General features: G+C 44.7%; 1 protein-coding gene and 1 pseudogene. Both read left to right on the top strand.

Annotated elements, in window-relative coordinates:
- The coding region (locus tag SORDD16_RS11760) for an aminotransferase class V-fold PLP-dependent enzyme (RefSeq protein ID WP_241733989.1) at nucleotides 1-596 on the top strand (596 nt) is incomplete at its 5' end.
- A pseudogene (locus SORDD16_RS04860) lies at nucleotides 583-657 on the top strand (Fe-S cluster assembly sulfur transfer protein SufU); the annotation flags it as partial. The gene SORDD16_RS11760 and the pseudogene SORDD16_RS04860, both read left to right, overlap by 14 nt.

Here is a 657-nt window from a genome sequence, read left to right as displayed (position 1 = left end):
ACTTGGATGTGGACTTCTTTGCCTTTTCGGGTCACAAGATGGCTGGTCCGACTGGTATCGGTGTCCTTTACGGCAAAGAAAAGTATCTGGAACAAATGTCTCCAGTAGAATTTGGCGGCGAGATGATTGATTTCGTCTATGAGCAATCTGCTAGTTGGAAGGAATTGCCTTGGAAATTTGAGGCTGGAACTCCCAATATGGCAGGTGCTATCGGACTTGCTACTGCAGTGGATTACCTAGAAAATATTGGCATGGATGCAATCGAAGCCCATGAACAAGAATTGATTGCATACGTCTTTCCAAAATTGCAGGCAATCGAAGGATTGACTATTTACGGTTCACAGGATTTGGCTCAACGTTCAGGTGTTATTGCCTTTAATCTAGGAGACTTGCATCCGCATGACCTTGCGACAGCTTTGGATTATCAGGGGATTGCCGTTCGAGCGGGACACCACTGTGCTCAACCGCTCATCTCCTATCTGGGAGTATCCTCGACTGCTAGAGCTAGTTTTTATTTTTACAATAGCAAAGAAGAATGTGACCAGTTGGTTACCGCATTGAAGAAGACCAAGGAGTTTTTTGATGGCACTTTCTAAATTGGATAGTCTGTATATGGCAGTTGTGGCGGATCATTCCAAAAATCCCCATCACCATGGT

It is taken from the genome of Streptococcus oralis, assembly GCF_001578945.1.
Lineage (GTDB): Bacteria > Bacillota > Bacilli > Lactobacillales > Streptococcaceae > Streptococcus > Streptococcus oralis_Q.
This window is presented reverse-complemented; position numbering and strand designations above follow the sequence as displayed.